The 19072-nt window shown below is 70.6% G+C and carries 19 protein-coding genes and 1 pseudogene; 10 read left to right on the top strand and 10 right to left on the bottom strand.

Annotated elements, in window-relative coordinates:
• Window positions 1-2: 2 nt before the first annotated feature.
• From AB0J71_RS23220 to AB0J71_RS23185, 8 genes are all read right to left on the bottom strand, one after another.
• On the bottom strand, window positions 3-584 hold the full coding sequence (locus AB0J71_RS23220) for a sigma-70 family RNA polymerase sigma factor (RefSeq protein WP_352325268.1): 582 nt from the start codon (window positions 582-584) through the stop codon (window positions 3-5).
• Between the two features lie 58 nt (window positions 585-642).
• The gene (locus AB0J71_RS23215) at window positions 643-1428 is read right to left on the bottom strand and encodes an SDR family NAD(P)-dependent oxidoreductase (protein WP_352325267.1); all 786 of its coding nucleotides are present in this window, start codon (window positions 1426-1428) and stop codon (window positions 643-645) included.
• 117 nt (window positions 1429-1545) lie between these two features.
• Window positions 1546-2415, bottom strand: a complete 870-nt coding sequence (locus AB0J71_RS23210; RefSeq protein WP_352325270.1) for a lysophospholipid acyltransferase family protein — start codon at window positions 2413-2415, stop codon at window positions 1546-1548.
• 26 nt (window positions 2416-2441) lie between these two features.
• Window positions 2442-3437 (bottom strand): NAD-dependent epimerase/dehydratase family protein, encoded by a 996-nt coding sequence (locus tag AB0J71_RS23205; RefSeq protein WP_352325265.1) that lies wholly within the window; start codon window positions 3435-3437, stop codon window positions 2442-2444.
• A 22-nt stretch (window positions 3438-3459) separates the two neighbouring features.
• A complete protein-coding gene (locus AB0J71_RS23200) occupies window positions 3460-3558 on the bottom strand; it encodes an AURKAIP1/COX24 domain-containing protein (protein ID WP_018654693.1) in 99 nt (32 codons plus the stop codon).
• A 175-nt stretch (window positions 3559-3733) separates the two neighbouring features.
• Entirely contained in the window at window positions 3734-3937 is a 204-nt protein-coding gene (locus AB0J71_RS23195) for a helix-turn-helix domain-containing protein (protein ID WP_026214222.1), read from the bottom strand.
• 312 nt (window positions 3938-4249) lie between these two features.
• The gene (locus AB0J71_RS23190) at window positions 4250-5032 is read right to left on the bottom strand and encodes a phosphatase (protein ID WP_364415913.1); all 783 of its coding nucleotides are present in this window, start codon (window positions 5030-5032) and stop codon (window positions 4250-4252) included.
• 53 nt (window positions 5033-5085) lie between these two features.
• Entirely contained in the window at window positions 5086-6249 is a 1164-nt protein-coding gene (locus AB0J71_RS23185) for an acetoin utilization protein AcuC (protein ID WP_352325263.1), read from the bottom strand.
• Window positions 6250-6454: 205 nt separating this feature from the next.
• Between AB0J71_RS23185 and AB0J71_RS23180 the strand changes: the two genes are divergently transcribed.
• The 4 genes from AB0J71_RS23180 to AB0J71_RS23165 all read left to right on the top strand — a co-directional run bounded on the left by AB0J71_RS23180 (window position 6455) and on the right by AB0J71_RS23165 (window position 9872).
• Window positions 6455-7504 carry a histidine kinase gene (locus AB0J71_RS23180; protein ID WP_352325262.1) on the top strand — a complete coding sequence of 350 codons (1050 nt, stop codon included), beginning with the start codon at window positions 6455-6457 and terminating at the stop codon, window positions 7502-7504.
• Window positions 7501-8160 carry a response regulator transcription factor gene (locus AB0J71_RS23175; protein ID WP_352325261.1) on the top strand — a complete coding sequence of 220 codons (660 nt, stop codon included), beginning with the start codon at window positions 7501-7503 and terminating at the stop codon, window positions 8158-8160. The genes AB0J71_RS23180 and AB0J71_RS23175 overlap by 4 nt, the downstream gene beginning before the upstream one ends.
• An 81-nt stretch (window positions 8161-8241) precedes the next feature.
• The gene (locus AB0J71_RS23170; RefSeq protein WP_364415911.1) at window positions 8242-9132 is read left to right on the top strand and encodes an ABC transporter ATP-binding protein; all 891 of its coding nucleotides are present in this window, start codon (window positions 8242-8244) and stop codon (window positions 9130-9132) included.
• On the top strand, window positions 9129-9872 hold the full coding sequence (locus tag AB0J71_RS23165; RefSeq protein ID WP_352325259.1) for an ABC transporter permease: 744 nt from the start codon (window positions 9129-9131) through the stop codon (window positions 9870-9872). Before AB0J71_RS23170 ends, AB0J71_RS23165 begins: the two co-directional genes overlap by 4 nt.
• Window positions 9873-9934: 62 nt before the next feature.
• On the opposite strand, the gene proC is transcribed toward AB0J71_RS23165, so the two are convergent.
• Together proC and AB0J71_RS23155 are read right to left on the bottom strand one after the other, a co-directional pair.
• Complete coding sequence (gene proC / locus AB0J71_RS23160; RefSeq protein ID WP_352325258.1) at window positions 9935-10729, bottom strand: pyrroline-5-carboxylate reductase; 795 nt, start codon at window positions 10727-10729, stop codon at window positions 9935-9937.
• Window positions 10730-10769: 40 nt separating this feature from the next.
• Window positions 10770-11651, bottom strand: a complete 882-nt coding sequence (locus AB0J71_RS23155) for a proline dehydrogenase family protein (protein WP_364415909.1) — start codon at window positions 11649-11651, stop codon at window positions 10770-10772.
• 81 nt (window positions 11652-11732) lie between these two features.
• Here AB0J71_RS23155 and AB0J71_RS23150 point away from each other — a divergent pair, with 81 nt between their 5' ends.
• The 6 genes and pseudogenes from AB0J71_RS23150 to clpB all read left to right on the top strand — a co-directional run bounded on the left by AB0J71_RS23150 (window position 11733) and on the right by clpB (window position 19014).
• A complete protein-coding gene (locus AB0J71_RS23150; RefSeq protein ID WP_364415907.1) occupies window positions 11733-12176 on the top strand; it encodes a hypothetical protein in 444 nt (147 codons plus the stop codon).
• 236 nt (window positions 12177-12412) lie between these two features.
• Window positions 12413-14284 (top strand): molecular chaperone DnaK, encoded by a 1872-nt coding sequence (dnaK, locus tag AB0J71_RS23145; RefSeq protein ID WP_352325253.1) that lies wholly within the window; start codon window positions 12413-12415, stop codon window positions 14282-14284.
• On the top strand, window positions 14284-14883 hold the full coding sequence (gene grpE, locus AB0J71_RS23140) for a nucleotide exchange factor GrpE (protein ID WP_352325252.1): 600 nt from the start codon (window positions 14284-14286) through the stop codon (window positions 14881-14883). Before dnaK ends, grpE begins: the two co-directional genes overlap by 1 nt.
• A gap of 21 nt (window positions 14884-14904) precedes the next feature.
• Window positions 14905-16086: a molecular chaperone DnaJ gene (dnaJ, locus tag AB0J71_RS23135; protein WP_352325251.1), complete on the top strand. Its 1182-nt coding sequence runs from the start codon at window positions 14905-14907 to the stop codon at window positions 16084-16086.
• Window positions 16087-16089: 3 nt separating this feature from the next.
• Window positions 16090-16371 (top strand): annotated as a pseudogene (locus AB0J71_RS23130) (helix-turn-helix transcriptional regulator); the annotation flags it as partial.
• Between the two features lie 72 nt (window positions 16372-16443).
• Window positions 16444-19014 carry an ATP-dependent chaperone ClpB gene (clpB, locus tag AB0J71_RS23125; protein WP_364415905.1) on the top strand — a complete coding sequence of 857 codons (2571 nt, stop codon included), beginning with the start codon at window positions 16444-16446 and terminating at the stop codon, window positions 19012-19014.
• Window positions 19015-19072 lie beyond the last annotated feature (58 nt).

Here is a 19072-nt window from a genome sequence, read left to right as displayed (position 1 = left end):
GGTCACTCCTCCTCCAGCATGGGGTTGGTGTCGCCGAGCGCGGCCCGTACCTTCCGCCTGCCCCTGTTGAGGCGGGAGCGCACGGTTCCGATCGGGATGCCGAGCGCCCGGGCGACCTCTTCGTAGGTGAGGTCGCCCCAGGCGATCAGCAGCAGGACGTCCCGGTCCTTGGCGGGCAGCGCGGCCAGCGCGCCCGCCAGGCGGGGACGGGCGGCCTGCGCCGTGACCCCCGCCGCGACGCGGTCGGCGGGCGACTCCACGTGCTGGTCGAGGGGGGCCCGCAGGAACGCCCGGTACCGCGCCGCCTCCTTGCGGTGGTGACGGGAGATGAGCTTGGTGAGGATGCCGAAGAGCCACGGCCTGGCGTCGGGGCAGGACAGGTCGTAGCTCTTGCGGCGGGAGAACGCGACGAGGAACGTCTCGCCGACGAGGTCCTCGGCCGGCTCAGGGCCGAGGCGTTTGGAGACGTACCGGTAGAGCATGGCGGAGTAGCGGTCGAACAGTTCGGCGAACGCCTCCGGCTCGGTCAGGGAGGCGCTCACGAGCTCCGAGTCCGCCCCCCTGGTGGCGGGTTGCGTGATCATCTCCGCCCTTCTGTGGAGAATCGGTCACGGATGTCTTGCCACAACCCGCCAAGAGGGTTCAGATCTCCTTCAGGAACCCGCCGTCCACGGCGATGTCGGCGCCGGTCGTGCTGCCCGAGCGCGGCGAGACCAGCAGGGCGACCATGTCGGCGATCTCCTGCGGGCTCACCAGGCGTCCGGTGGCCAGCTTCATCATGCCGGGGGCGACCTGGGCGATGACGTCCTCCTTCGAGGCCCCGGCCATCCCGGCGATGACGTCGGCGGCGCCGCCGTCCTTGGTCCACCAGTCGGTCAGCACCGGGCCGGGCGAGATCGTGTTCACCCGGACGCCCTGCGGGCCGTACTCCTCCGAGACGGCCTTGCTCACATGGTTCATGGCGGCCTTGGCCGCGCCGTAGTCCACGTTCATGGCCCCCGGCTGGCGGGCCGAGCCGGAGGAGATGTTCACGATCGAGCCGCCGCCGCGCTCCACCATGAGGGGCACGGCCGCGCGGATCATGCGTACGGCCGCGAACAGGTTGAACTCGAACATGGCCTGCCAGTCGTCGTCGCCCGGGGCCATGAACCCGACCCGGGGCAGCGTCACGCCGGGGGGCGGCCCGCCGGCGTTGTTGACCAGGATGTCCACCCCGCCGAACTCCTCGACGGCGCGGGCGATCACCCGGGCGGGCGCCTGCGGGTCCATCAGGTCGACCGCGACGTGCGTCACCTTGGCGTCGGGCGCGGTCCGCGAGGCCGCCACGACGTGCGCGCCCTCCTCCGCCAGGGTGCGCGCGACGGCCAGGCCGATGCCCTTGGACGCGCCGGTGACGACGGCCACACGGCCGGAAAGCTGGAGATCCATCGAAGAGGTTCCTCTCGGGTGTCAGTGACTACACCCGCGAGAACACCGGCCGGGCGCGACCGGTTGCACCCTTCACAGGAACGGCGGTCACAGGAACGGCGGTCACAGGAACGGCGGTCACAGGAACGGCGGGAAGGCCGGCCCCCTGCGCAGCCGCAACTCGTTGAGCATCTGCTGGACGACCTCGCGCACGTGGTCGGTCAGGTTGAACACCAGCATCGGGTCGTCGGCCGCGGCGGGCTCGTACTCGTCGGTGCGGATCGGCTCGCCGAACTCGATCATCCACTTGGACGGCAGCGGCACCAGCCCGAGCGGCCCGAGCAGCGGGAAGAACGGCGTGATCGGCACGTAGGGGACGCCGAGCATGCGGGCCAGGAACTTCAGGTCGCCGATCTTCGGATAGATCTCCTCGGCCCCCACGATGGCCGTGGGCACGATGGGCACGCCCGCGCGGATCGCCGAGGCCACGAACCCGCCCCGGCCGAACCGCTGCAGCTTGTAGCGCTCGGAGAACGGCTTCCCGACGCCCTTGAAGCCCTCGGGGAACACGCCGACGAGCTCGCCCTTGCGCAGCAGCCGGTCGGCGTCCTCGGGGCAGGCCAGCGTGTGGCCGGTCTTGCGGGACAGGTGACCGAGCAGCGGGAGCTGGTAGACCAGGTCGGCCCCGAGCAGGCGGACGGCCCGGCCCGCCTCGTCGTGCAGGGCGACCTGCATCATGAGCGCGTCGACCGGCAGCGTGCCGGAGTGGTTGGCCACCACCAGAGCGCCGCCCTCGGCGGGCACGTTCTTCAGCTCGGCCGTCTCGACCCTGAACCAGCGGTGGTAGAGCGGTCTGATCAGCTCAAGGAGCACCTTGTCGGTCAGCTCGGGGTCGTAGCCGAACTCGTCGACCTCGTACTCGCCGGTGATGCGCCGGCGGACGAACGCCAGCAGCCGGGCCAGCGGGTCGGGCTCCTCGTAGGACGGCGCGGCGCTGATCGGGATCACCCGGCCCTCCTCCTCGTGCGGCACGCTCACGGACGCACACCTCCGAACGGGTGCATACCCCGTGAACGCACGAAGTCGTCGAAGGCCGCCGCGGTGGTGTACTTGGGCCGCCAGCCCAGCTCGGCCTCCAGCCTGGCGGTGTCGACCGCCCGGCCGTAGCTCATCAGCCGCAGCTGCTCGGGCGAGTACTCGACGAGGCCGAGCCTGCGCACGGTGTTGCCGAGCGTGCGGAAGACGGGTGCGAACAGCGGCAACGACGCCCGCCCGGCCCGCCGCGCGCACTGCGACAGCAGCAACACGCCTGCCCCGGCCACGTTGAACGTGCCGGGGTGGTCTTCGTTCGCCATCCTGCGCAGCACCTCGACCGCGTCGTCCTCGTGGACGAACTGCAACCGCGGGTCGAAGCCGAACACCGTCGGCAGGACGGGCTGGGTGAAGTACCGCGTGAGCGGCGAGTCGACGCCAGGACCCATGAAGTTGGCGAAGCGCAGCAGCGACACCGTCACGTCGGGGCGGCGGCGCGCGAAACCGCGCACGTAGCCCTCGACCTCCGCCGCGTCCTTGGCGTAGCCGTGGACCGGGCCGACGTGCGGCTCCAGGTCCTCGGTGAACACCGCGGGATCGCGCGGGGACGAGCCGTAGACGGCGGTGGTGGAGCGCACCACCACGCGCCGCACGGTCGACGACCGCTGGCAGGCACCGAGCAGTTGCATGGTGCCTATGACGTTGTGCTCCTTCATGGCAGCCCTGCCGTCGCCCTTGGACGGGGCGCTGACCAGGCTCATGTGCACAACGGTGTCGATGTCCGCGGCCGCGATCACCTCAGCGATGTCGGGGCTGCGCAGATCGACCCGGACGAACTCCGTCCGGCCCAGAGTGATGCCGCCGTCCCGCGTCAGCGAGGGGGGCGGCACGGTGTCCACTCCGATGACGCGGCTGATCTCCGGGTCAGCCGCGAGGACGCTCGCCACCCGGGCGCCTATGTGGCGCGAGACCCCGGTGACAAGCACGGTGTGGGTCATCAGCGCCTCGCAGCTGCGTCGGTTACTTCTTGTTGCGCCGCTGGATGCGCGTCTTCTTGAGCAGCTTGCGGTGCTTCTTCTTGGCCATCCGCTTGCGGCGCTTCTTGATCACAGAGCCCACGGGACCCCCAGGTACTGATAGCAAGTCTGAATCGATGTGCGAGCGCACACCGGGTCACAGACTACCGGCGATCCGAGGTAGATCGCCCCTTGGGGGGTGAGAGCCCGGCCTCGTGGTGCGCAGGCCGGGCTTCTCCCGCGACCGAATTCACGGCGCGTTCGGGCGCGCCGCTACTTCAACCTGCCTCGATGTAGGCCTCCCGCAGATAGTCGTGGACCGCCTGCTCGGGCACTCTGAACGACCGGCCAACTCGGATGGCCGGCAGCTCACCTGAGTGGACGAGCCGGTACACCGTCATCTTGGACACCCTCATGACCGTCGCGACTTCAGCCACGGTCAGGAACTTCACCTCGCTGAGAGGTCTTTCGCCTGCACCCATCGGACGCCTCTTCCGCACGTGTTTCCGGGTTATCCCCACTGGTGCCATTGCTCACGCACGTGTACTGCCGTCAGCGTAAGTCGGGACTCCGGGTGCGCAAACCCCCTATTTTCTCAGTCCGCGGAGCCACCTGTCAGCCGGACCAGTAAAGTCGCTGGTTAGCAGCCGGGCCGAGCACCTCGCCTGGACCTTGGAACTGTCCAAGTTGCCACACATAAGAGTCGCCCAAGCCCCATCAAAAGTTGGCAAAGGGACAGCGAGCCTCTTGGAATGCAGGCGCGAAAAGACGGTATGGGGAGGGCCGTTTTCGACTCAAAGGGCTCGTGAGACCAGAGTGACCAACCGCTCGGTCAGCGGAGCGTAATAGCGGGGTAGCACATTGTCGTCGAGTGGCACGACGACGTCGATCTTTCCCTCGGCCTCGCCGAGGAACAGGCCGGGGTCGTTGCTGTCGGCGAAGGCCACCGTCGGCACGCCCGCCTCGCCCGCCGCCCCCGCCCAGCCGTGGTCGGCGATCACCAGGTCGGGCAGCTCGCCTTCGAGCTCGTCGAGCATGTGCCGCATCGGGGCCGAGTCGTGGGTGTGCACGAAGCCGCCGCGGTCGTCGAGCATGGCGACGTCCTGGAGGTAGCGCAGGCGGCGCGGGCGGCCGAAGCCGGAGCCGGCGTACGTCCAGCCCTCGGCCGGGGTGAGCAGGGTCGCGCCGCGCTCGACGGCGAACCTGGCCAGCGGCAGGTGGACGGCGAGCAGCCCGGTCGGGTGGCCGGTGGCGAACAACACCCGCGGGGACGGCCGCGACAACACCGACGCGATGCGGGCCGCCATGGCGTCGATCGCGTCGATCGTCAGGTCGGGATCGATGGTGTCCTGGCCCCGCCGGTGGCCGGGATCGGCGACCACGCCGGCCGACTTGGCCATCAGGTCGAGGACGTCCCGGAAGCTCCACGGCTGCTCGAACGTCAGGCCGAGCATGTAGTACGGGTCGCGGTTGGCCAGCGAGCTGTAGTGGTCGAGGTTGTTCTCGCGCGACGTCGCGACGTCACCGGCGATGCGGCTGTGGATCAGGTGTCGGCGGAGTTCGTCGCGGCTCAGCACAGGTCTTCCTCATCAGGGGCATCGAGGGCCGTCAGGCGTCCTCAGGGCGGTCGTCAGGGCATCGGATCGAGGCCGTGCAGAGGGAACACCGCCTGCCGGGTCGCCATGACCGCACGGTCGATGGGGTCCGCTGGGTCATAACCGCCGGAGATGTCGTGAAATTCCGGGTTGCGGCCATCGGTCATGGTCAGCGGGGGCGCCTCGCCGGTGCGCTCCCTGACGTACTGGCGCCAGGCGTCGGGGGTGGGCGTGGCCGGATCGACGGGATGGCCGGCGGCCACGGCGATGAGGTGCGTCCAGATGCGCGGCACGACCTGGACGAGCTCGTAACCGCCGCCGCCCACCGCGATCCACCGGCCGCCCGCCGTCTCGTGCGCCAGGTCGTGCAGGGCGGCGTAGGCGGCGCGCTGGCCGTCGATGCTGAGCATGAGGTTGGCGAGGGGGTCGAGGGCGTGGCTGTCGCAGCCGTGCTGGGTGACCAGGATCTGCGGGCCGAACTCGCGCAGCAGCGGCGGCACGACCGCGTGGAAGGCGCGCAGCCAGCCGGAGTCGCCGGTGCCGGCCGGCAGCGCCACGTTGACGGCCGTGCCCTCCGCGCCGGTCTCGTGCGGGAAGCCGGTGCCCGGGAACAGCGTGCGCGGGCTCTCGTGCAGGCTGATCGTCAGCACCCGGGGGTCGTCGTAGAAGACGGCCTGCACGCCGTCGCCGTGGTGCACGTCGACGTCGACGTAGGCCACCCGGGTGGCCCCCTGCTCCAGCAGCCAGGCGATGGCCAGAGCAGGGTCGTTGTAGACGCAGAAGCCGCTGGCCGCGGCCGGCATGGCGTGGTGGAGCCCGCCCGCGACGTTGACGGCGTGCTCGGCCGCGCCCTCCCAGACCGCGCGCGCCGCCGCCAGGGACGCCCCCGCGATCAGCGCGGACGCCTCGTGCACGCCCTTGAAGGCCGGATTGTCGGTGGTGCCGAGCCCCGCCCGCAGGTCGGGCACGCCGGCCACGGAGACGCCCTTGACCGCCTCGATGTAGGCGCGGTCGTGCACCATGGCCAGCTCGTCGTCACCGGCGGGCGCGCAGCCGGCCATCTCGACCTTGTCGAGGACGCCGAGCGAGCGGGCGAGCGCGATCGTCAGCTCGACCCTGATGGGCGCCAGCGGGTGGCTCGGGCCGAAGTTGTAGGAGGTGAGAGCGTCGTCCCAGATGACTCGTGCCGTTCGGCTCATGCCCCGCCCTCCGCGCGTCCCTCACCTTGCGCCGACGTTACCGCAGCGCCCTGTTCCGGTTGTAGCCCGGGTGATCGTCGGGGACGGCCTCGGTCGCATCAGAAATTTCGTGACTTAGTGTTTTATGGTGCGCTGGGCACGACCTTTCCGCAGAATCTTCAATTTCTTCCGACGTCCCCGGGTTTTCGACACCACGATCGTGGTCGTGCTCGCCGTGTTCGCGAGCCTCGGGGTGATCGTGTCGTCCGTCCAGACGGGGGTCGACGGGGCGCTGGGGTCGGCGCACTTCCTGCTGACCAGCGTGCTGCTGCTCGTCCGCCGGAGCAGGCCGGTGCTGGTGGCCGGGGCCGTCACGGTGGTCGACCTGATCGGCATCGCGGCCGGGCTGGTGACGTCGGCCACCATCCCGGAGGGCATCGCCTTCTACAGCCTGGCGCGCCACTCCTCCGGCCGTCCCTCGCTGGTCATGGCGGTGGCGGGGATCGTCGCCTACGGCACGGTGATGGAGATCAAGGGGCCGGGCATCGGGCAGTTCCTGGCCGGCGCCTTCGTCGTCGCGATCCCGGCCGGCATCGGCGCGCTGGTCAAGACCAGGGCCGAGCTGAACGAGCGCAGCAGGCTGGAGGCCGCCGACGCCGCCGTACAGGCCGAGCGGCGGCGCATCGCGCGGGAGCTGCACGACGTCGTCGCGCACCACATCACGGTGATCAACGCCCTGGTCGGCGGCGCGCGGGCCACGCTCGCGCCGGAGCAGGAGGTCACCCGCGAGGCGCTGGAGAGCGCCCAGCAGACCGCCCGCCAGGCGATGTCGGAGATGCGCCGGCTGCTGCACGTGCTGCGGGCCGACGGCAACGACGGCCCGGACGCCGCGACCGGCGTGGGGGCCGACCGGCTGCCCGCGCTCATCGGCGAGGCCAGGAGCGCCGGGCTGCCCGCCAGCCTGACCGTCACGGGCGAGCCGGTGGCGCTGCCCTCGGCCGTGGACCACGCCGTCTACCGGATCGTGCAGGAGGCCCTGACCAACACCCGCAAGCACGCGGCCGGCGCGAGGGCCAGCGTGCGCCTGGCCTACGGGTCCGAGGCGGTGGAGGTCGAAGTGCTCGACGACGGCGTGCCGCAGCCGGGCGGCACGCCGGGGTTCGGGCTGGGCGGCATGGCCGAGCGGGTCGCGCTGTGCGGCGGCCGGCTTTCGACCGGCCCGCGTCCCGGGGGAGGATTTCGCGTGCACGCCCGCATCCCCCTGGAGGCAACATGATCACTGTGCTGCTGGTCGACGACCACGAGCTGGTCCGCAAGGGGTTCCGGCTGATGCTCGACGCGCAGCCCGACCTGTCCGTGGTGGGCGAGGCCGGCGACGGCGAGTCGGCCGTCGAGCTGAGCCGGCGGCTGCGTCCCGACGTGGTGCTGATGGACCTGCACATGCCGGGGCTCGACGGCGTGCGGGCGACCGAGCTGATCACCTCGGAGCTGCCGGGCGTGCGGGTGCTCGCGCTGAGCACGTTCGACCTGGACGAGAACGTGGTCGCGGCGCTGCGCGCGGGCGCCGACGGCTTCCTGCCCAAGGACGTCTCCCCCGAGGAGCTGATCGAGGGCGTGCGCGTGGTGCACCGGGGCGAGTCGGCGGTCGCGCCGCGGCTGCTGACCCGGCTGATCGGCACGTTCGTGCGGGCGTCGAGGCCGCCGGCCGCGCCCGCGCCGCGGGGGCTGGACGCGCTGACCGAGCGCGAGCGGGAGATCCTCGTGCTGATCGCCAGAGGCCGGTCGAACACCGAGATCGCCGGGCAGCTGGCCGTCTCCCCCTCGACCGTCAAGAACCACGTGACCAGCCTGTTCGCCAAGATCGGGGTCAGGGACCGGGCGCAGGCCGTGATCGTCGCGTACGAGGCGGCGCTGATCAAACCTGGAGACTAGGACCAGGCTCCCAGGCCGCGCCCGGCAAGAACGTCCTCACGGCCGAAGAGAACGGCGGGCGCCGGCGGCACGCTTGGTGACATGACGGCGATTCGCGCAACCAATCTGAGCAAACGCTACGGCGCCACCCATGCCGTCGCGGGCCTGTCGTTCGACGTCGAGCCCGGCCAGGTGACCGGGTTCCTCGGGCCCAACGGCGCCGGCAAGTCCACGACCATGCGGATGATCCTCGGCCTCGACCGGCCGTCGAGCGGGTCCGTGCTGGTGGACGGGCGGCCGTACCAGGAGCATCGGCACCCGCTGCGCAAGGTGGGCGCGCTGCTGGACGCCAAGGCCGTGCACGGCGGCCGCAGCGCCCGCAACCACCTGCTGGCCATCGCCCAGAGCAACGGCATCCCGGCGGGCCGGGTGAACGAGGTGCTGGAGGCCGTCGGCCTGCGCGAGGTGGCACGGCGGCGGATCGGCGGCTTCTCGCTCGGCATGTCGCAGCGCCTGGGCATCGCGGCCGCGCTGCTCGGCGACCCCGAGATCCTGCTCTTCGACGAGCCGGTCAACGGGCTCGACCCCGAGGGCATCCTGTGGATCCGCACGTTCATGCGCAAGCTGGCGGCCGAGGGGCGCACGGTGTTCGTCTCCAGCCACCTCATGAGCGAGATGGCCCAGACGGCCGACCACCTGATCGTGATCGGCCGGGGCCGGTTGATCGCCGACACGAGCGTGCAGGAGTTCATCGGGCGCAGCTCGCAGGGCTACGTACGGGTGCGCTCGCCGCGCCTGGCCGAGGTCGCCGACCTGGTCAAGGTGGGCGACCTGTACCCCGACCACCTGCGCGTCACCGCGATGAGCACGCTGGAGATCGGCACCCTGACCGCTCGGGCCGGGATCCCCCTGGAGGAGCTGACGTTCGTGCAGCCCTCGCTCGAAGCGGCGTACATGGAGCTCACCAAGGACAGTGTGGAGTACTCGTCATGACCGACATCCTGAGGTCCGAATGGACCAAGATCCGTTCGGTGCGTTCGACGGTGTGGACGCTCGCCGTCACCGCCCTGCTCCTGATCGGCCTGGGCGGGCTGCTGTCGGTCGCGTCCAGGGCCACGGCCGACGGGCAGCCCATCACCGGTGACCAGGCCGTCATGACGAGCCTGACCGGCATCATGTTCGCCTCCCTGTCCATGGCCACGCTGGGCGTGCTGGTGATCTCCAGCGAGTACCGGACCGGCGGCATCCGCACGTCGTTGCTGGCCGTGCCGAGGCGGATGAGGCTGCTCGCCGGCAAGATCGTGGTGTTCACCGTGACGGCGCTGGTCGTCTCCACGGTCGCGGCGGCCGCCGCGGTGGCCGTCGGCGTGGCGATCCTGCGGCCGGGCTCGGTCGACATGGGCACCGCGGCGCAGTCGGTGTTCGGGGCCGGGCTCTACCTCACCGCCTGCGGCCTGTTCGGGCTGGGGCTCGGCACGCTGATCCGGCACACGCCGGGCGCGATCGTCTCGGCCATCGCGCTGATGATGGTGCTGCCGCAGCTCACCAACGCGCTGCCCGGCGCGTGGGGCAAGGCCGTCGCCGACCACTTCACCACCAACGCCGGCCTGGAGATCGTGCTGGACCAGCCCGGGAACCCGCTGGGGCCGTGGAGCGGGCTCGGCGTCTACGCGCTGTGGGTCGCCGTCGCGGTGGCGGCGGGGGCCGTGCTCATGCAGCGGCGGGACGCCTGAGCAGCACGGCAGGCTGCCCCGCCGCGGGTCACCCCGAGGCGAGCTGGCGCCCCCGCCGCGGGTCAGCCCGAGGCGAGCTGGCGCCCCCGGTCGCGGGCGGCCTCGATGGCGGCCAGGAAGGCGGCGCGCACGCTGTGGCGCTCCAGCTCGGCGATGGCCGCGATCGTGGTGCCGCCCGGCGAGGTGACGGCCTCCCGCAGGATCACCGGGTGCTCCCCGGAGTCGCGCAGCATCACGGCGGCGCCGACGATCGACTGGGTGACCATGTCGAGCGCGGCGGCCCGCGGCATGCCGAGCAGGATGCCCGCGTCGACCATGGCCTCGACCAGGTAGAAGAAGTAGGCGGGGCCGCTGCCGGACAGCGCGGTCGCGGCGTCCTGCTGGGACTCGGGGATGCGCAGCACCTTGCCGACCGGCTTGAGCAGGCCCTCGGTGAGCTTGAGGTGCTCCTCGCCGGCGTGCGCGCCCGCCGAGATCACGCTCATCGCCTCGTCGAACTTGATCGGCGTGTTGGACATGACCCGGACCACCGGCACGTCGACGCCGAGCCGCTGCTCCACGAACGCGGTGGTGATGCCGGCCGCCGCCGTGATGACCAGACGGTCGGCCGGGACGTAGGGGGCGATCTCCGCCAGCAGGGTCGCCATGTCCTGGGGCTTGACGGCCAGGATCAGGGTGTCGGCCGACTTGGCCGCCTCGGCGTTGTCGACCGTGCGCACGCCGTAGGTCTCGCGCAGCGCCTGCGCCCGCTCCGGACGGCGGCTGGTCGCCATGATGTCGCCCGGCTTGAACCCGGCGCGCAGCAGCCCGGACAGCAGGGCCTCGCCCATCTTGCCGGTGCCCAGAATCGCGATCATCTCGACCTCTCGAAGGGGGAACGGACGCCGGCCCAGCCTACTAGCCCCGCGACAGCAGCGACCTGAGGAAGAACGCCAGGTTACGGGGGCGTTCGGCCAGGCGGCGCATGAGGTAGGCGTACCAGTCGGCGCCGTACGGGACGTACACGCGCACCTGGCCGCCGAGGCCGGCCAGACGGCGCTGCTCGCCGGGGCGCACGCCGTACAACATCTGGTACTCGAAGCCGTTGACGTCGCGGCCGTCGAGCACGGCCAGGGTGGAGGCGATCTGGATCATCCTGGGGTCGTGCGTGGCGATCATGGGGTAGCCGGTGCCCGCCATGAGGATCTTGAGGCAGCGCACGAACGAGCGGTCGACGTCGGCCGGCCTGCTGTAGGCGCCGGGGGCGGTGTAGGCGCCCTTGCAGAGCCGGACGCGGGCGCCGGCCAGCTTCTCGCAGCGTTCGAGCGCGTCGGGCAGGTACGCCTGGACCACGATCCCGACGTCGGGGTGCTCCTTGCGCAGGGTGGCGTGCACGAAGTGCAGGCCGCCGATCGTGTCGTGCTCCTCGGCGTCGAGCGTGACCGTGATGCCGCGGGCGGCCGCCGCCTCGCAGATGGTGGCCGCGTTGTCGAGCGCGACCTGCTCCGACAGCCGCAGGCCGAGCGCGGTCAGCTTGACCGAGGCGTCGCCGCCCGGCGGCAGCCGGTCGAGCAGCGACAGGTACTCGCGCACGCCCGCCTCGGCCTGTCTCCTGTCGGTCACCTCTTCGCCCAGGTGGTCGACGGTCACCAGCAGGCCCTCGTGGGACAGCGCGCGGATGACCTCGCCGACGTCGTCGGCGACGTATCGCTTGACCACGTCCCTGGTCAGCGGCGATGTGGTGATGACGCGTTCGGCGCGTTCGCTCTTGGAGACGGCGAGCATTGCCTGACGGAGCACATGACCCACACTAACCGCCCACTTCCCGGGTATATCGCTGAACCGCGGACCTGCCCTTTTCGTCTTAGGGATATGCGCACAATGACGACAGCGACTCTTCTCGCCGGTTCTCTGGTGCTCGCGACGGGTTGTGCCACATCGCCGCCGGCCGCCCGTCCGCTGCCGCAGACGCCCGCCGAGCACGTCGTGACACCGGTCACCTCCGCCCCCAGCAAGGCCCCCGAGCCGGTCAAGCCCACCGGCGACGCCATCAACGTGCACAAGGTCCGCTGGACCAAGGCGGCGTCCTTCGCACGCGGCAAGCAGGTCAAGCTCACCTGGTGGTCGGGCGTGGAGCCGTGCACCGTGCTGGACAAGGTCAAGGTGAAGGAGACCGCCAGGAAGGTCACCATCACCCTGTACGAGGGCACGTCCCCCAAGGCCAAGAGCGTCTCCTGCATCATGCTGGCCGTGGAGAAGACCACGACCGTCAAGCTCAAGCACGCCCTCGGCAAGCGCAAGCTCGTGGACGGCGCGAAGCCCTAAGCCCGACGTCCCCCCGGCCGCCCTCCTCATGACCGCGAGGTGGGCAGCTTCCTCATGCCGGTGGAACCGCCGGGCGTCCGCCCCCGTTACGCCTGATGTGTGGAATCACCCCAGTTCGTGGGAATGCCGACGCGCCCATGGGGGTTGAGTCGGGTAGGCTCAAGTCGTTTGACAAAGACGACACGAATCCGTAGCTTGAGTCCAACCGACTCAACTTTGACTACAAGGACGTACTCATGGCACGTGCGGTAGGTATCGACCTTGGGACGACCAACTCCGTCGTCTCGATCCTCGAGGGCGGTGAGCCCACCGTCATCGCCAACGCGCAGGGCTCGCGGACCACGCCGTCCGTGGTCGCCTTCGCGAAGAACGGCGAGGTCCTGGTGGGCGAGGTCGCCAAGCGGCAGGCCGTCACCAACGTTGACCGGACGATCCGCTCGGTCAAGCGCGAGATGGGCACCAACTGGTCCCAGGAGATCGACGGCAAGAAGTTCTCCCCCCAGCAGATCAGCGCCTTCGTGCTGCAGAAGCTGAAGCAGGACGCCGAGGCGTACCTGGGCGAGAAGATCACCGACGCGGTGGTCACCGTCCCGGCCTACTTCAACGACGCCCAGCGCCAGGCCACCAAGGAGGCCGGCACGGTCGCGGGCCTCAACGTCCTGCGCATCATCAACGAGCCGACCGCCGCGGCCCTCGCCTACGGGCTCGACAAGGAGCAGGACCAGACGATCCTGGTCTTCGACCTCGGCGGCGGCACCTTCGACGTCTCGCTGCTCGACGTCGGCCAGGAGGACGGCCACGGCTTCGTCGAGGTCAAGGCCACCTCCGGCGACAACCACCTCGGTGGCGACGACTGGGACCAGCGCGTCGTCGACGAGCTGGTCAAGCGCTTCCAGAACGCCCACGGCGTCGATCTCGCCAAGGACAAGATGGCCCTCCAGCGCCTGCGTGAGGCCGCGGAGAAGGCCAAGATCGAGCTGTCCAGCCAGGCCGAGACCAACATCAACCTGCCCTACATCACCGCCTCCGCCGAGGGCCCGCTGCACCTCGACGAGAAGCTGACCAGGGCCGAGTTCCAGCGCCTGACGGCCGACCTGCTCGAGCGCACCAAGGGCCCGTTCCACCAGGTCATCAAGGACGCCGGCATCAAGGTCTCCGACATCGCGCACGTGGTGCTCGTCGGCGGCTCGACCCGCATGCCCGCCGTCACCGAGCTCGTCCGCGAGCTGACCGGCGGCAAGGAGCCCAACAAGGGCGTCAACCCCGACGAGGTCGTCGCCATCGGCGCCGCCCTCCAGGCCGGCGTGCTCAAGGGTGAGGTCAAGGACGTCCTCCTGCTCGACGTGACCCCGCTGTCGCTGGGCATCGAGACCAAGGGCGGCATCTTCACCAAGATCATCGAGCGCAACACGACGATCCCGACCAAGCGCTCGGAGGTCTTCACCACGGCCGAGGACAACCAGCCGTCGGTGCAGATCCAGGTCTACCAGGGCGAGCGCGAGATCGCCTCGTACAACAAGAAGCTGGCCACCTTCGAGCTGACCGGCATCGCCCCGGCGCCGCGCGGCATCCCGCAGATCGAGGTCACCTTCGACATCGACGCCAACGGCATCGTCAACGTCTCCGCCAAGGACCTGGGCACGGGCAAGGAGCAGACGATGACCATCACCGGCGGCTCCGCGCTGCCGAAGGACGACATCGAGCGCATGATGCGCGAGGCCGAGTCGTACGCCGAGGAGGACAAGAAGCGCCGCGAGGAGGCCGAGGTCCGCAACAACGCGGACGGTCTGGCCTACCAGACGGAGAAGTTCCTCCGCGAGAACGACGACAAGGTCCCCGGCGACATCAAGACCGAGGTCAACGACGCCCTGGCCGAGCTGAAGAAGGCTCTTGAGGGCACCGACACCGACGTCATCCGCACCTCCGCGGAGAAGCTCGCCACGGTCAGCCAGAAGATGGGCTCGGCGATCTACGCCGCCGGCCAGGGCCAGCAGGCCGGCCCCGAGGGCGCTCCGCAGGACGCCTCGGCCGGTCAGGGCGCCAAGGCCGACGACGACGTGGTCGAGGCCGAGATCGTCGACGAAGACCAGCCGAAGAAGGACCAGTGATGCCGGCGCGCGACAACGGGCACGAGGAGCCGGTGATCCGCGACAAGCGCAAGATCGACCCGGAGACGGGCGAGGTTCGGGAGACCTCGGGCGAGCAGCCCGAGGCGCCCGCCGAGCAGGCGCCGGCGGCGGCCCACGACGGTGAGCTGGCGGCCCAGCTCGCCGAGCGGACCGCCGACCTCCAGCGCCTCCAGGCGGAGTACACGAACTACCGCAGAAGGGTCGAGCGCGACAGGGTGGCGGTCCGCGAGCAGGCCGTCGCCGGCGCGCTGACCGAGCTGCTCCCCGTGCTCGACGACATCGGACGGGCCCGTGACCACGGCGAGCTGACCGGCGGCTTCGCGAAGGTGGCGGAGTCGCTGGAGTCGGCGCTCACCAAGCTGGGCCTCAGCGCCTTCGGCCAGAAGGGCGACCCGTTCGACCCGACGGTCCACGAGGCGCTGATGCACAGCTACTCGCCCGACGTGACCGAGCCCACCGCGATCGAGGTGCTGCAGCCCGGTTACCGGATGGGTGAGCGGGTGCTGCGCCCGGCGCGGGTGGCGGTGGCCGAGCCCGAGGACGCTCCTCCCGCGTCCAATGACGACGAAGCAAACTGACAAAAGGACGAAGGGCCGTAGATGAGCACCAAGGACTACCTGGAAAAGGACTACTACGCCGTCCTTGGTGTGCCCAAGACCGCCACCGCCGACGAGATCAAGAAGGCGTACCGGAAGCTGGCCAGGCAGTACCACCCGGACACCAACCAGGGCGACGCCGCCAAGGAGACCAAGTTCAAGGAGGTCTCGGAGGCGTACGACATCCTGTCCGACAGCAAGCGCCGCAAGGAGTACGACGAGGCGCGCACGCTGTTCGGGTCCGGGGTGGGCGGTCAGCGCCCCGGCGGTGGCGGTTTCCCGTTCGACTTCGGCGACCTGTTCGGCGGCACCGCCGGCCAGCAGGGCGGGGGCGCCGGTGAGCGGCTCGGCGACCTGTTCGGCGGGCTGTTCAACCGCGGTGGGGCGGGGGGCTCCACCCGCACGACGAGCGCGACCAGACCGCGCCGCGGCCAGGACGTCGAGTCCGAGGTCACGCTCTCGTTCACCGAAGCCGTCGAGGGCACCACGGTGTCGCTCAGGCTGACCAGCTCGGCCGCCTGCACCGCGTGCAGCGGCACCGGCGCCAAGGCGGGCACGACCCCCCGGGTCTGTCCCACCTGCGAGGGCACCGGCGCGGCCAGCCGCAACCTGGGCAACTTCGCCTTCTCCGAGCCCTGCCGCGACTGCAAGGGCCGCGGGCTGCTCGTGGACGACCCCTGCCCCGTGTGCGAGGGCAGCGGCCGGGCCAAGAGCACCCGCACGATCCAGGCCAGGATCCCCGCGGGCGTGGCCGACGGGCAGCGGGTCAAGCTCAAGGCCAAGGGCGCGCCGGGCGAGAACGGCGGCCCGGCCGGCGACCTCTACATCCTGACGCACGTCAAGCCGCACCCCGTGTTCGGCCGGACGGGCGACAACCTCACGATCACGGTTCCCGTGACGTTCTCGGAGGCCGCGCTGGGCGCCGAGATCAAGGTGCCGATCCTCAAGGGCATGCCGGTGACCCTGCGCATCCCGGCGGGCACGCCCAACGGCCGCACGTTCCGCGTGCGGGGCAGGGGCGTCACCCGCAAGGACGGCACCAAGGGTGACCTGCTCGCCAGCGTCGAGGTGCTCGTGCCGAAGACGCTCGACGACAAGTCGCGCGAGCTCCTCACCGAGTTCAACACCGCGACCGCGGGCGACGACCCGCGCGCCGATCTGATTCAGCGAGCCAGAAGCGAGTAGCCGATGGACGCCAACTATTTCGACCTGTCCGACGACACGCCTGTTTATGTGATTTCGGTGGCCGCGCAGCTCTCCGGGCTCCACCCGCAGACGCTGCGCCAGTACGACCGGCTCGGCCTGGTCAGCCCGGGCCGCACCGCCGGGCGCGGCCGCCTCTACTCCACAAGAGACATCATCCAGCTCCGCGAGGTCCAGCGGCTCTCCCAGGAGGAGGGCATCAACCTCGCGGGCATCAAGCGGATTCTCGAGCTCGAGAACGAAGCTCTGCGGCTGCGTGAGGAGGTTCACCGCCTGCGCGCCGAGATGCGGATGGTCCGGGCGCTGATCCGCTACGAGCTGCCACCGGGGGCCTAGGTTATGGACTACAAGCTCACCCAGAAGAGCCAGGAAGCTCTCTCGGGTGCCATGCGGCGCGCCGCCGCCGAGGGCAACCCGGAGATCTCTCCGGCCCATCTGCTCTCCACGCTCCTCTCCCAGACCGGCGGCACGGCCGCGCCGCTGCTCGAAGCGGTCGGCGCCGACTGGCGCACGCTGCGGGCGCGCGTCGAGGAGCAGCTCGCGGCGCTGCCGAAGGCTCAGGGCGCGACAGTGGGCGCGCCGTCGAGCTCGCGGCAGCTGCTCACCGTCATGAACACCGCCGCCCAGCACGCCAACCGCCTCGAAGACCTCTATGTCTCCACCGAGCACCTGCTCGTCGGCCTGGCGGCCGACGGCGGCGCGATGGCCGAGCTGCTCAAGTCGCAGGGCGCGACCCCGCAGGCGCTGCTCGACGCCTTCGAGAAGGTACGCGGCCACGCCCGCGTCACCAGCGAGACGCCCGAGGACACCTACCAGGCGCTGGAGAAGTACGGCGTCGACCTGACCGAGCGGGCCCGCGGCGGCGGCCTCGACCCGGTGATCGGCCGCGACTCGGAGATCCGCCGCGTGGTCCAGGTGCTCAGCCGCCGCACCAAGAACAACCCGGTGCTGATCGGCGAGCCCGGCGTCGGCAAGACCGCCGTCGTCGAGGGCCTGGCCCAGCGCATCGTGGCCGGCGACGTGCCCGAGTCGCTGCGCAACAAGCGGCTGATCTCGCTCGACCTGGGCGCGATGGTGGCCGGCGCGAAGTACCGCGGCGAGTTCGAGGAGCGTCTCAAGGCCGTCCTCTCCGAGATCAAGGAGAGCAACGGGCAGATCGTGACGTTCATCGACGAGCTGCACACCGTCGTCGGCGCGGGGGCCGCCGAGGGCGCCATGGACGCCGGCAACATGCTCAAGCCCATGCTGGCCCGCGGCGAGCTGCGCATGATCGGCGCGACCACGCTCGACGAGTACCGCGAGCGCATCGAGAAGGACCCCGCGCTGGAGCGCCGTTTCCAGCAGGTCTACGTGGGCGAGCCCACGGTCGAGGACACGATCGCGATCCTGCGCGGGCTCAAGGGCCGCTACGAGGCCCACCACCAGGTGCAGATCGCCGACAGCGCCCTGGTCGCCGCCGCCGCCCTGTCCGACCGCTACATCACCAACCGCTTCCTCCCCGACAAGGCCATCGACCTGGTCGACGAGGCCGCCTCGCGGCTGCGCATGGAGATCGACTCCCGTCCGGTGGAGATCGACCAGCTCCAGCGGAGCGTCGACCGCATGAAGATGGAGGAGCTGGCCCTGACGAAGGAGACCGACGAGGCGTCGGTCCAGCGGCTCGACCGCCTGCGCCAGGAGCTGGCCGACCGCCAGGAGGAGCTCAACGCCCTGGTCGGCCGCTGGGAGCACGAGAAGGCCGGGCTCAACAAGGTCGGCGAGCTGAAGAAGCAGCTCGACGAGGCCAGGGGCGCCGCCGAGCGGGCCCAGCGCGACGGCGACTTCGAGGCCGCGTCCCGGCTCATGTACGCCGAGGTGCCCCGGCTGGAGCAGGCCCTCCAGGCCGCCTCCGACGCCGCGCCGCCGGACAACGCCATGGTCAAGGAGGAGGTCGGCGCCGACGACATCGCCGAGGTCATCTCCTCCTGGACGGGCATCCCCGCGGGCCGCCTGCTGGAGGCCGAGACGGCCAAACTGCTGCGGATGGAGGAGGAGCTGGGCCGCCGGCTCATCGGCCAGCAGCAGGCCGTACAGGCCGTCTCCGACGCCGTGCGCCGCAGCCGGGCCGGCATCGCCGACCCCGACCGTCCCACGGGCTCGTTCCTGTTCCTCGGACCCACCGGTGTGGGCAAGACCGAGCTGGCCAAGGCGCTGGCGGAGTTCCTGTTCGACGACGAGCGGGCGATGACCCGCATCGACATGAGCGAATACTCCGAGAAGCACAACGTGGCCAGGCTCGTCGGCGCGCCTCCCGGCTACGTCGGCTACGAGGAGGGCGGCCAGCTCACCGAGGCCGTCCGGCGGCGGCCGTACACGGTGGTGCTGCTGGACGAGGTGGAGAAGGCGCACCCGGAGGTGTTCGACATCCTCCTCCAGGTGCTCGACGACGGACGCCTGACCGACGGCCAGGGCCGCACGGTCGACTTCCGCAACACGATCCTGATCCTGACCTCCAACATCGGCTCGCAGTTCCTGGTCGATCCGAAGCTGGAGAACGACGCCAAGCGCGAGGCCGTCATGGGGGCGGTGCGCGGCTCGTTCAAGCCGGAGTTCCTCAACCGGCTCGACGACGTCATCCTCTTCGACGCGCTCGGCTCCGAAGAGCTGGCCCAGATCGTCGACCTCCAGGTCGACCGCCTGGCCCAGCGGCTGGCCGACCGCCGGCTGACGCTGGAGGTCAGCCCTGCCGCCCGCGAATGGCTCTCGCTGACCGGCTACGACCCCATGTACGGCGCCCGCCCGCTGCGCCGCCTGGTCCAGTCGGCCATCGGCGACAAGCTGGCCAAGGCCGTGCTGTCCGGCGAGATCGCCGACGGCGACAAGGTCAGGGTGGAGCTCGGCGACGACGAGCTGCTCATCCAGCGCGGCTGAGGCCGTGCCGTCGAGCCCGGAGATCCCCGCGGATCTCCGGGCTCCGGCATGTCATGCC

The organism is Nonomuraea sp. NPDC049637 (genome assembly GCF_040675235.1).
In the GTDB taxonomy this organism is placed as follows: domain Bacteria; phylum Actinomycetota; class Actinomycetes; order Streptosporangiales; family Streptosporangiaceae; genus Nonomuraea.
The sequence above is the reverse complement of the archived record's forward strand: the minus strand, read 5'-3'. Positions and strand labels throughout refer to the sequence as shown.

Excerpts from the sequence above, each read along its gene's own strand:
- AB0J71_RS23220 (WP_352325268.1), bottom strand. The coding sequence starts at position 584 with ATGATCACGCAACCCGCCACCAGGGGGGCGGACTCGGAGCTCGTGAGC.
- AB0J71_RS23215 (WP_352325267.1), bottom strand. The coding sequence starts at position 1,428 with ATGGATCTCCAGCTTTCCGGCCGTGTGGCCGTCGTCACCGGCGCGTCC.
- AB0J71_RS23205 (WP_352325265.1), bottom strand. The coding sequence starts at position 3,437 with ATGACCCACACCGTGCTTGTCACCGGGGTCTCGCGCCACATAGGCGCC.
- AB0J71_RS23195 (WP_026214222.1), bottom strand. The coding sequence starts at position 3,937 with ATGGGTGCAGGCGAAAGACCTCTCAGCGAGGTGAAGTTCCTGACCGTG.
- AB0J71_RS23185 (WP_352325263.1), bottom strand. The coding sequence starts at position 6,249 with ATGAGCCGAACGGCACGAGTCATCTGGGACGACGCTCTCACCTCCTAC.
- AB0J71_RS23175 (WP_352325261.1), top strand. The coding sequence starts at position 7,501 with ATGATCACTGTGCTGCTGGTCGACGACCACGAGCTGGTCCGCAAGGGG.
- AB0J71_RS23170 (WP_364415911.1), top strand. The coding sequence starts at position 8,242 with ATGACGGCGATTCGCGCAACCAATCTGAGCAAACGCTACGGCGCCACC.
- AB0J71_RS23165 (WP_352325259.1), top strand. The coding sequence starts at position 9,129 with ATGACCGACATCCTGAGGTCCGAATGGACCAAGATCCGTTCGGTGCGT.
- proC (WP_352325258.1), bottom strand. The coding sequence starts at position 10,729 with ATGATCGCGATTCTGGGCACCGGCAAGATGGGCGAGGCCCTGCTGTCC.
- AB0J71_RS23150 (WP_364415907.1), top strand. The coding sequence starts at position 11,733 with ATGACGACAGCGACTCTTCTCGCCGGTTCTCTGGTGCTCGCGACGGGT.
- dnaK (WP_352325253.1), top strand. The coding sequence starts at position 12,413 with ATGGCACGTGCGGTAGGTATCGACCTTGGGACGACCAACTCCGTCGTC.
- grpE (WP_352325252.1), top strand. The coding sequence starts at position 14,284 with ATGCCGGCGCGCGACAACGGGCACGAGGAGCCGGTGATCCGCGACAAG.
- dnaJ (WP_352325251.1), top strand. The coding sequence starts at position 14,905 with ATGAGCACCAAGGACTACCTGGAAAAGGACTACTACGCCGTCCTTGGT.
- clpB (WP_364415905.1), top strand. The coding sequence starts at position 16,444 with ATGGACTACAAGCTCACCCAGAAGAGCCAGGAAGCTCTCTCGGGTGCC.